Source organism: Acidithiobacillus sp. (genome assembly GCF_027322205.1).
Lineage (GTDB): Bacteria > Pseudomonadota > Gammaproteobacteria > Acidithiobacillales > Acidithiobacillaceae > Acidithiobacillus.
In genome coordinates this window covers 37,629-48,057 of sequence record NZ_DAHVHY010000002.1, presented here as the reverse complement: position 1 = coordinate 48,057, position 10,429 = coordinate 37,629, and the positions used below count along the sequence as shown (strand labels likewise).

The window sequence follows — 10,429 nt, the reverse complement described above, 5'->3', positions numbered from 1 at the left end:
CCCCCCAGCCGCAAGCATGGACTCGCTTTCAGTGCGGGGCTGCTGGTGGGCTATCTTCATGCCCGGGAGAGCCGGCAACACAAAAAATTCTCCAAGTATTGGGAGCGTCTGAAGGACGCTCCACGACCATGGGGCTAATTCCCGGCAGTATTTAATTCAGGCTCTCGCGATTGCGTTCGGTCATATGCGCAATCAAGGCAATTTCGTGGGCCAGGCAATACTGCGGCTCCGTCACTTCCCACTCGCGTGCCTGCTCCAGATCATAGGTGTCAGTGTCGCAGACCTGCTCCAGTTGCTGACAGTTCATGCTCTCACTTAGGAAACCTACCACCTCGGCGATCTGATCATTACCCAGAACGCTGACGGCCTCGCCGAGTGTGAGATTTTCCTTGCCACTTAACTGCTCCGCAACTGCGATTGTCGCTGCATCCATGCTTTCTTCGTGCTTCAGCATGACTGCTCTGGCGAGGGCGCGTTGACGATCTATAGCCATCTTTTCAGTCTCCTTAGGTGTGTGAACATATTCAATCTTTAAGTGGGATAAGAACGCTGTACGACTTCTGCCAGATCGCGGGAAAGCTTGGGCTTACCCGCCAGCCTTTTCAAGGCTTCGCCCATAGCCTGCTGGCGTTGAGCATCGTAACGCTGCCAACGGCTCAGGGGCGTTGCCAGACGCGCCGCCGTCTGCGGGTTGAGATCATCAAGACGACAGATTTGTTCCGCGTAAAAGGCATAACCAGAACCATCCGCCGCATGGAACACCGTGGGATTAGCGGCAAAGCCACCGAGCACTGCGCGTACCCGGTTAGGTATCCGCCAATCAAAGGCGGGATGCACGAGCAAGTGCTCTACCTGACGCAGGATTTCCGGGCGTGGTGCAGATGCCTGTATCGCAAACCATTTGTCAATCACCAGCGGATATTCATGCCACTTTCGGTAAAAGTCGAGCAGGATATCCTCGGCATCATGATAACGATGTTGTACCAGCAACTGAAAAGCGGCCAAGCGGTCTGTCATATTGTCGGCCTGAGCGTATTGCTGGCGGGCATACAGGATCATCTCCTCATGGCCTTCAAGGTCGCTGGCAATCAGATAGCTGAGGGCCAGGTTACGCAGGCGTCGGCAACCGATAGATAAACCGTCGCGCTGATAGTCCGCGGCGAGATTGTGATACAACCCCATCCACTCCGGTACGAACTGCGTGCCGATAGTGCGCATCAGTTCATCACGCGCGTGATGAATGGCCTCGACGGCGATCACCGGCATCTGCTCGCCGATATATTCCTCACTAGGGAGAGAAAGCAGTTCGGCACGAAAAGCCGGGTCTATCTGTGCATCGCCTAAAGTCGTCGCGATAGCATGCCGCAGAGCGTCCGGCAGCGAGGCAACAGACGCATCAGCTACGGCGGCAAGTAAGGCTTTTACCGCAAGATCCTGGGTACTCTCCCAGCGATTGAAGGGATCATCATCATGGCTAGCGAGAAAACTACGGGCATCATCATCTAATGGACTTTCGAGGCGAACCGGGGCAGAGAAGCCACGCAAAAGGGAGGGAATCACCGGATCAGGGAGGTTGTTAAAAGTCCATGACTGTTCAGCCCGCTCCATTAACAGTATGCTTTCACGGTCAGCTCCGCCCAGAGGGACCCGTTGCCCCTGAGTGTTGAGCAGCGCCATACGCACGGGGATTGGCACCGGCTCTTTGACGGGCTGTCCAGGTGTTGCCGGGGTTTCCTGATACAGAGTGAGGGTATAGCTGCGCCGGGTCGGATCGTAGCTGCCAGTCGCTCGCAGGATTGGCGTTCCCGCCTGGCTATACCAGCGACGAAAACCGGAGAGATCGCGCTGGTTGGCATCCTCCATGGCGGCGATAAAGTCTTCGATGGTGACCGCATGACCATCGTGTCGCTGGAAATAGAGATCCATGCCCTGGCGAAACTGTGCTTTACCCAACAGGGTGTGGATCATCCGCACCAGTTCGGCGCCTTTTTCGTAGACCGTCGCCGTGTAAAAATTATTGATCTCGGAATAGGCGTCGGGCCGCACCGGATGGGCAAGAGGACCAGCATCCTCCGGGAACTGGGCAGTGCGCAAACGGCGCACATCACCGATGCGCTGGACACCGCGGGAGTTCTGATCGGCACTGAACTCCTGATCGCGAAACACGGTCAGGCCTTCCTTGAGACTCAACTGAAACCAGTCACGCAAAGTCACCCGGTTGCCGGTCCAGTTGTGGAAATATTCGTGGGCGATGACTGACTCAATGCCCTGATAGTCGCTGTCCGTGGCGGTTTCCGGGCTGGCGAGCACATATTTAGCATTAAAAATGTTGAGGCCTTTATTCTCCATTGCGCCCATATTGAAGCTATCGGTAGCGACAATCATGTAACGGTCCAGGTCGTATTCCCGACCGTAGACCTCCTCATCCCAGCGCATAGCACGCTTGAGGCTGTCCATGGCCTGGGCGCAGGCGCCGGTATCACGTTCGGCCACATAGATTTCCAGCGTCACGTCCCGGCCGGAAGCAGTACGGTACTGATCGCGAACCACCGCCAGATCACCAGCCACCATGGCGAAGAGATATGCCGGTTTGGGATAAGGATCTTCCCAGCTGGCCCAGTGCCAGCCGCCCTCCTCGTCACCCGTGGCTATACAGTTGCCATTGGCGAGTAACACCGGGCAATTTTTTTGAGAGGCATGCAAGGTGACCGTGAAACGGGCAAGGCAGTCGGGACGATCCAGGGTGTAGGTAATGCGCCGGAAGCCCTCCGCTTCACATTGGGTCAAGAATTGCCCGCCCGCGTAATAAAGACCGGAAAGCGTGGAGTTGGCCGCAGGATGTATGCGCACGGTGCTCTCCAGAACGAAAGATTCCGGGGGACTCAGTAGCAACAAGCCCGCGTCAGTCAGTCGATATTCATGCTCTGCCAGAGTCCGGCCATCCCGCTGGAGGCTCAACAGCTCCAGAGACTCGCCATCCAGATGCAATTCGGTAACTGGAGCCGTAGTGATACGTTGAAAATGGAGGCGGGCATATACCTCGGTATTTTCCGGGTCCAAACGCAGATCAAGAGCGACTTCAGAGACCTGATATCTGGGTACTTTGTAGTCGCCACGCTGAATCACGGCTGCGTTTGTCCCGGGCATAGTCACTTCTGACATGCTCCATTTTGCAGGTTACCAATGTGTGCAACAAAATCTTTGAGGTTTTCTTTGCTCAAGCCATGTGCCAGGGTGGGTTCACCTTTTTGATCACAGTAAATCAGGGTAGGGGTAGCCATTTCACCGCTCTCACTGAGCAACTTAGTGTTATTTTCTACTGCACTAATGATGGCTGTGCCAGGATTTTGGGCAGGCTTGATACCCCCCTCTTCCGTCGCTTCATCAAAGCCTTTTTCGTTCTCCGCCATAGCGATAGCAGGGTCCTTGGCACCGAGAATAGCGGCGGCTCTGGGGCCGCTGCTCCTTTTGAGGAACGCCACCACCACATAACGCACCCTGAGCTTGCCGGCGTCAATCAGTGGCTTGGCCTCTTCATAGAACTTGTGGCAGAAAATGCAGTCGGGGTCGACAAAAGCAATCATCTCCGGCCCGCTGGTACCCAGCACAAAACTGTCGGCATGAGCCGCCTTCTTGGCTATAATCGCAGGACTCGCCGGCTTGGGAATCAGGCCAAGCTTCATCATCGCCGCATGCGCTTCGTCCTCACCTTGCGTATTCAGAACCGGACCGGCAATCAGATATTTGCCATCCGCAGTGGCAAAGGCAATAGTCGGATGTCCTCCCAGAGTCACTTCGATCCCGGTTAATCCGCCGGGGCCGGGGAACACCTTTTCGGCCTTGGCCTGCCCGTGGGTCACGGATTCTAGCAAGTTTTTCGCAGCGCTGAGGCTGACTTCCGTTTCCACACGGGGCGCTACCGCAAAACGCTCCACGACGGCGCCGGTGAAACCTCCGATGATAAAAAGACCTATGGCCAACGCGATGGTTTTTTTCTCCATGAATGAATACTGTCCCTCTGTTTTGGTGAGATATGATGATGACATGTTGGGATTCTAAACCCGTGTCCGTGGTAAAAGCCAGACGACCCCATCAGTAACGAGCCGCCCTTGATGGCGAATAGACCTAAAACGAAATGGATCTTGACACCCTCCGGCTTCTATTCATATATTGGTTAAGATATTTATTGACTAATGTTTTGCGGAGGAATCTTCATGTTTTTCAAACAACGCAGCAGTACCGATGGGACCTTGTCCTACTTCTATGGTTGTGGTGGCAAAGGCTTTGCGGTTGCCGTAGATGTGGTGGCCGGTGACGAGCAGTGGTTTCTTAGTGAAGCACAAAAGGCGGCCGTACGGATCAGCTTCGTGATCGATACCCATATCCATGCTGACCATCTCTCGGGTGGCAAGGCACTGGCGGCTCTGGCGGATGCGCCCTACTGCCTGCATGAGAGCGATGTGAATCAGGTCCATTTTCCCATTCGCGCTTTGAAGGACGGTGAAGTGCTGGAAACCGGCAACGTCCTGACCCAAGTGCTATACACCCCGGGGCATACGATGGACAGCGTTTGTCTGCTGGTGAGTGACATACGGCGTAGCCCGGACCCGTGGTTCGCAGTGACCGGCGACACAGTCTTTGTCAGTGGTGTCGGTCGGCCGGATCTGGGCGGCACCCCGGAAGAAATGGCTGGAAGGCTTTACGATAGTCTCCACCAGAAGCTTCTGACCCTCCCCGATGATCTGGAGATATTCCCCGGCCACGCTGCAGGCAGTGTCTGCGGCGCGGGATTGTCCGGGAAACCCTCCTCGACGCTGGGTTTCGAGAAACGCTGGGATCCTTACTTGAGCATGGACAGGGCGACTTTTATCCGCGAGCTCACAGCCAATATTCCGGAGAAGCCTGCAGAAATGATGCGCATTGTCGCCGCCAATCTGGGAAAAGCGGTATGAGCAACGAAACCGTACGCTTCGCCCTTTTCGCAGAGGTTTTTGCGGCCCTGGCCCACCCCAAACGTCTGGAGATCATCCACCACTTGGGGGAGGGGCAGCGCAACGCCGGGGAACTCACCGAACTGACCGGCATGTCCAAAGCCAATGTCTCCCAGCACCTGAATATTCTGAAAGCGCGGGGATTGGTCCACTGTGACAAATGCGGAACCTTCTGCAACTACCGGCTCACCAGTCCCAAGGTACTGGAGACCTGCGAGATCGTGCGCGAGCTCATTCTCGACCAGATGCAGATCACCACCCGCAACCAGCGGGAACTGAGTACAGTCGCACCCATCCGTAAAGAATATCGCTCATGATCTCCACGGCGTCGACCGCACCGCAGCATGTGCGAGGAATCCTCATCAACCGTGGGCAGTTTCTGCTACAGACTGCGCAAGTCTTTTTTGTCGGCCTGATCATCGGCATGGAGCGCAATGTGCTGCCCGCCATGAGCCATATCTTCGGTGTCGACAAAAACGCGTTTTTGTTTCTGGCGTCGTTTGTGATTTCTTTTGGTCTGGTCAAAGGAGCCCTGAACTTTGTGGCCGGCGGGCTCTCCGACCGGATCGGCCGCAAACGCGTCCTGCTGCTGGGCTGGATAGCCGGTATTCCCATTCCAATCCTGATTTTCTTTGCACCCAACTGGTGGTGGATTATTGGCGCCAATGTATTTCTCGGTATCAATCAGGCCTTCACCTGGACCATGACGGTCACCAGTCAGATTGATCTGGCCAACAGTCATCAGCGCGGCTTGGCCGTCGGCATCAACGAGGCGATGGGTTACATTGCGGTAGGGCTGGCAGGTCTCGCTACGGGTTATCTGGCCGTCCTCTACGGACCGCGCTGGGCCTTGCTGGTATTTGGCCTGATAGTTATCGCCCTGGCCATGATGCTGCTGTTCTGGATACAGGACACGATAGCCTGGGTGCATGCCGAACATACCCAGAACCAGCAACGGGCCGGGGTACCCGTCTCCACCACGCCTGAAGCTGGCGCATGGGCGACCTTCCTGCGGGTATCCTTTCGGGATATCACCTATCGGGCACTGTGCCAGGCCGGGGTAGCCAATAAAATCGCCGACACCTTGGTCTGGGTGCTCTTTCCGGTATTTTTTCGCTTCCACGGTCTGGGTGTGATTCGCATCGGCTGGATTACCGGAATATACGCCATGGTCTGGGGATTGTGCCAGTTCTGGACCGGACATCTGGCCGATCGCATCGGTCGCAAACCTCCCGTGTTGCTGGGTTTCGCGCTGCTTGCAGCAGGACTCGCCGGAACAGCACTGGTCAGTCATTTTTCCGCATGGATCATTACCGCTGCGGTGATGGGGCTCGGTATGGCTCTGCTATATCCCAATCTGATTGCCGCCATGTCGGATGTCGCCCCACCCCTGGAACGAGGTCGGATCCTCGGTATCTATCGCTATTGGCGGGATACGGGTTACGCCATCGGTGGTCTGATTCTCGGTCTGGTCGCTCAATGGGGTGACGAGATTCTCTCCGCTATCTGGTTGACGGCCGGTATCGTTGCCCTCTCGGGTTTGTGGGTCGCCCTGGCGGTCAAAGAAACCCATCACCGAACCACTTAATCAGGAGATCTCCTCATGACCAGCGCTTTAATCGCTCTTCATGCTGGCCCCGATTCGGAAAATCCGCGTGCCGACACGGCAGTACGCCTGGCGGGAGCCATGTTAGCGGACAATAAAGACGTGTGCCTGTTTCTAGCCGGTCAGGGCGTGCTGCTGTTGACCAATACCGATGCCACCAGCGAGAGTACGCGAACCTTGTTGGGGGAACTGCTGGAATTGGGTCTGGAAGTCCGGTGTTGTGGCAGTTCCCTGAAAGCACAAGGGGTGGAAGACCTCCCGATTGGCGTCAGCAAAAGCTCCATGAAAGAACTCTCCAGTCGGATCAGTGCGGCCGACGAGGTCGTGTGTTTCTGAGTCATTGCGCTGAAACTATTTGAAGCTTCCATGCTCAAGAACTGAGAAACCATTCATCGGGAATACTTCCCGCTGGTCCGATGTTAGGTCAAACTGCTTTACAGGTGAATGCAGGATATGCGCGCAGCTTTGGTTGTTCGGAAACTGCTGATGATACCCCCAACCTCAAATGATGAAGCACAAGGAGATAACCACATGAGGCACTCTGTAGAGAAAATGGCGGCGAAATGGGTTGTGAGTGGCATGCTTGGATGCACCATTGCGCTAGTAGGGATCTCGTCCGCTATGGCGCAGACGGTACCACCCAAAAAGCTGACCGCAGGCATTCTCTGGAATCAAATACTGCCATACCACATCACATATATTCAGGAGGGACACCACGGTCCGATCATCTATGATTTTCAGGATCCCAACTGTCCTTATTGCCATGTGATGTACGCGCATGAGGCGCCCCTTATCAAGGCCGGAAAACTGACAGTGCGTTATGTGCCGGTCGCCTTTCTGACGCCGCAGAGTCCGGCGGAGGCCGCGGCCTGGCTGCAGTCACCACACCCCCTGGCGGTGCTGAAGCATTTTGAAGGCATCGTCGGCACGGCGTTACGGAGTGGCAGCTATCGTCATCTGCCCAAGTCTAAACCGACGGCGAAGACCAGTGAAGAGTTGAAGCGCAACCTCGAGATGATGGGGGCAATGGGTTTTGAGGGCACCCCAGCCATACTTTATCGCGTGAAAAGTGGTCAGCTTGGACGAATTCCGGGGATGATCTCAGAAAAACAACTTGCAAAACTCTTGCCCCTTTTGCAATAAAACCTGGGCAGCGTAAGATGGCGCAAAAAATTGCAAGCACTTTTCCGGTCAGTTGCCTGATCGCGCCTCGACCACAATTTCAAGCTGAACAACTTGACCATCTTGGGGACTTGTGGAAAACACTGGTATCACCAGCGGTGTAACTGGCGGCAACCCCTTGCAGGGCGCAAACGGCCTTATACTGGTAAAGGCTACCAGCAGCAAAGATTACGATGATACGACGTGCCCCATAACCCGGATTTCTTCGCAGAATGTTCTACACTGACAGGTGGATCCCAGCACGGAGCGTTACCAACCAGTTGCTGCATCTTTACCACCCGTAAATGAACAGGAGTAGCCAGATGACTGAGACCACAACGGATATTCTGATTGTTGGTGGTGGCCCCGCTGGCATGATGACCGGCATCACCGCCGCCCAGTTTTCTCCCCACAAAAAAGTACTGGTAATTCGTCCAGAGACGGACGCGGTGATTCCTTGTGGTATTCCCTACATTTTTGGCACCCTGGGCGGCACCGATGAGGATATGGCCGGGCGCGCGCCCCTGCTGGCGGCCGGTGGGCAGCTTCAGATTGGTACGGTTCGGAAGATTGGCCGTGCCGCACGCACCGCCACCCTGGCCAATGGCGATGTCATTCACTGGGAACGTCTGGTGTTGGCCACCGGCGCCGAGAACTTCATTCCACCGATCCCCGGCACCGATCTCGACGGTGTCTTTAGCATTCACAAAGACTATGACTACCTGGACCAGCTCTTCAGCACCCTGATCCCGAGCATCAGAAAGCTGGCCATCATCGGCGGGGGCTTCATCGGGGTGGAGTTTGCCGACGAGATCCGCAAGCGGGGTATCGAAGTCCACATTGTCGAGATGCTGCCACACCTGATGCAGGCCGCCTTTGATCTGGATGCCTGTGCCGCAGTGGAGAAGCAGTTGCAGGCCCATGGTGTGCTCATCCACACCGGAGCCAGGGTGGAGGCGCTGTTGCCCGAGCCCAGCGGCAAGCGCGTCGGCCAGGTACAGATCACCGGACAGGATGCCCTGAACGTGAATGCAGTGCTCATCGCCATTGGCACCCGTCCCCAGATCGCGCTGGCCAGGGATATGGGCTTGACCCTCAGTCGCTCCGGCGGGGTCTGGGTCGATGCCTTCCAGCGTTCCCGCGAAGATCCCGATATTTTTGCGGTAGGCGATTGCGCTCACAAGCAGGATTTTTTCACCCGCAAGGCCAATCACGCCATGATCGCCTCACAGGCCGCCGCCGAGGGCCGTATTGCCGGTATGAACCTCTATGGCTTGCGTCAGCTCCGTTACAACGCCGGATCGGTGAGTATCTATGCCAGTGAAATCGATGGCCTGGCCTTCGGCGTCGCCGGCCTGACTCAGCATCAGGCGGAGCAGGAAGGTTTCCCTATCCTCATCGGCGAAGCCCGTCTGCCGGATCACCATCCGGCCTCCATGCCAGACACCACCGAAATCTACTGCCGGATCATCTTCGCCGCCGACTCCCTGCAGATTCTCGGCGGCCAGATTCTTGGCGGCGCTACCACCGGCGAACTGGTCAACACCATCGGTCTCGCCATACAGATGCACGCCTCCGCACCCGACCTGGCCAGCATGCAATTTGGCAGCCAGCCCCGCCTGACGCCTTCCCTGCATCCCCTGATAGCCGCTACGGGTGACGCCCTGCGCCGCCATTACGAACCACTCCATCCCTGCGTTACAGGAGCCCCGCATGCCTAAAATTGCTCAAGCACCACTCGGCATGTCCGCCGAAAGCACTCGGCACTGGACAGAAAACTATCGTCTTGCCACCCAGGACAGCGGGCGCCTGTTCCTGATGGCGGGCGATCAGAAAGTCGAACATCTCAACGATGATTTTATCGGCGGGTCTGTAGCGACGGACGATGCCGACCCGGAACACCTTTTCCGCATCGCCAGTGAAGCGCCCGTGGGTTGCTTTGCCGCACAAATGGGCCTCATTGCCCGCTATGGCATGGATTACCGCGACACGCCTTACTTGCTCAAACTCAACAGCAAGACGCATTTGATCAAAACGGCGCAACGCGATCCGGTCAGCCTGCAATGGCAGAGCATGGCGCAGGCCCACGACTTTGTGCGCCATTCCGGTCTCCGAGTGGTTGGGGTGGGTTACACCATTTACCCTGGCTCTGAGTTCGAGCCGACCATGCTCAGTGAGGCGGCACGCATTGTCGAGGATGCCCATGCCATGGGATTGCTGGCCGTCATCTGGGCCTACCCGCGCGGCAAGGCCGTGGGTGAACGCGAGCAGAACCCGCATCTGATTGCCGGTGCCGCGGGTCTGGCAGCCTGTCTCGGGGCGGATTTCGTCAAGATCAACCCACCACTCAATGCGGCTGGCGCCATGGACGGCACGCTCCTGGGTGAAGCGGTAGCCGCTGCCGGACGCACGCAGGTCGTCTGCGCGGGGGGTTCGGAAACCGATGCGCCGGAGTTTCTGCAACGTCTCTACGAACAGATTCATGTGGGTGGCACGCAAGGCTGCGCCACCGGCCGGAATGTCCATCAGCGCAGCCAGCCCGATGCCGTCAACTTTTGCAAGGCCATTCACGCCATCGTGGTCCACAATCAGGGCGTCGATGAAGCCATCAAACTGCTGAATCCCAACGCATGATGAAACTGACTGCGCAGCGCAGCAAAATCGTCTGCAC

General features: G+C 56.6%; 10 protein-coding genes. 7 read left to right on the top strand and 3 right to left on the bottom strand.

The genetic code is table 11. The features are described from left to right. Positions 1-151: 151 nt before the first annotated feature. The 3 genes from M7F93_RS00740 to dsbG are packed head-to-tail and all read right to left on the bottom strand — an operon-like array spanning position 152 to position 4,001. On the bottom strand, positions 152-493 hold the full coding sequence (locus tag M7F93_RS00740; RefSeq protein ID WP_298167521.1) for a hypothetical protein: 342 nt from the start codon (positions 491-493) through the stop codon (positions 152-154). Between the two features lie 38 nt (positions 494-531). Next, positions 532-3,147 (bottom strand): aminopeptidase N, encoded by a 2,616-nt coding sequence (pepN, locus tag M7F93_RS00735; RefSeq protein WP_298167519.1) that lies wholly within the window; start codon positions 3,145-3,147, stop codon positions 532-534. A gap of 2 nt (positions 3,148-3,149) precedes the next feature. Beyond that, entirely contained in the window at positions 3,150-4,001 is an 852-nt protein-coding gene (dsbG, locus tag M7F93_RS00730) for a thiol:disulfide interchange protein DsbG (RefSeq protein WP_298167516.1), read from the bottom strand. A 213-nt stretch (positions 4,002-4,214) separates the two neighbouring features. Here dsbG and M7F93_RS00725 point away from each other — a divergent pair, with 213 nt between their 5' ends. From M7F93_RS00725 to M7F93_RS00695, 7 genes are all read left to right on the top strand, one after another. Further along, positions 4,215-4,952, top strand: coding sequence for an MBL fold metallo-hydrolase (locus tag M7F93_RS00725; RefSeq protein ID WP_298167514.1), 738 nt, complete (start codon positions 4,215-4,217; stop codon positions 4,950-4,952). After that, positions 4,949-5,308: an ArsR/SmtB family transcription factor gene (locus M7F93_RS00720; RefSeq protein ID WP_298167512.1), complete on the top strand. Its 360-nt coding sequence runs from the start codon at positions 4,949-4,951 to the stop codon at positions 5,306-5,308. The genes M7F93_RS00725 and M7F93_RS00720 overlap by 4 nt, the downstream gene beginning before the upstream one ends. Continuing rightward, a complete protein-coding gene (locus tag M7F93_RS00715; RefSeq protein WP_298167509.1) occupies positions 5,305-6,579 on the top strand; it encodes an MFS transporter in 1,275 nt (424 codons plus the stop codon). Before M7F93_RS00720 ends, M7F93_RS00715 begins: the two co-directional genes overlap by 4 nt. A gap of 15 nt (positions 6,580-6,594) precedes the next feature. Continuing rightward, positions 6,595-6,933 carry a DsrE family protein gene (locus tag M7F93_RS00710; RefSeq protein ID WP_298167506.1) on the top strand — a complete coding sequence of 113 codons (339 nt, stop codon included), beginning with the start codon at positions 6,595-6,597 and terminating at the stop codon, positions 6,931-6,933. Between the two features lie 117 nt (positions 6,934-7,050). Continuing rightward, positions 7,051-7,740: a thioredoxin fold domain-containing protein gene (locus M7F93_RS00705; protein WP_298167503.1), complete on the top strand. Its 690-nt coding sequence runs from the start codon at positions 7,051-7,053 to the stop codon at positions 7,738-7,740. Positions 7,741-8,081: 341 nt separating this feature from the next. Continuing rightward, positions 8,082-9,479, top strand: a complete 1,398-nt coding sequence (locus M7F93_RS00700) for an NAD(P)/FAD-dependent oxidoreductase (protein WP_298167500.1) — start codon at positions 8,082-8,084, stop codon at positions 9,477-9,479. After that, positions 9,472-10,392 (top strand): beta/alpha barrel domain-containing protein, encoded by a 921-nt coding sequence (locus tag M7F93_RS00695; RefSeq protein ID WP_298167497.1) that lies wholly within the window; start codon positions 9,472-9,474, stop codon positions 10,390-10,392. Before M7F93_RS00700 ends, M7F93_RS00695 begins: the two co-directional genes overlap by 8 nt. Positions 10,393-10,429: the final 37 nt, after the last annotated feature.